The sequence below is a fragment of the Paenibacillus sp. BJ-4 genome, from assembly GCF_020404765.1.
GTDB lineage: Bacteria > Bacillota > Bacilli > Paenibacillales > Paenibacillaceae > Paenibacillus.
The window spans coordinates 1-210 of the sequence record NZ_JAIVEM010000173.1 but is presented as its reverse complement, the minus strand read 5'-3'; the positions used below and the strand labels follow the sequence as shown (position 1 = coordinate 210).

The window sequence follows — 210 nt, the reverse complement described above, 5'->3', positions numbered from 1 at the left end:
TACGTGTGGAACCCCTCCGCTATCGCCACCAAACATGAATTTGCTTCGCAAATTCTACCTTCAAGGTGTTACACCCTGAAAACTGGATCCGAAACTTCATTGCGTTTATCTTTAGGATAAGCCCTCGACCGATTAGTATTGGTCAGCTCCATGCATTACTGCACTTCCACCCCCAACCTATCTACCTCGTCGTCTTCAAGGGGTCTTACA

1 rRNA gene is annotated in these 210 nt (G+C 47.1%); it reads right to left on the bottom strand.

Going from position 1 to position 210, the window contains the following annotated elements:
• Positions 1-112 precede the first annotated feature (112 nt).
• A 23S ribosomal RNA gene (locus tag LCF57_RS26350) occupies positions 113-210 on the bottom strand; the annotation flags it as partial.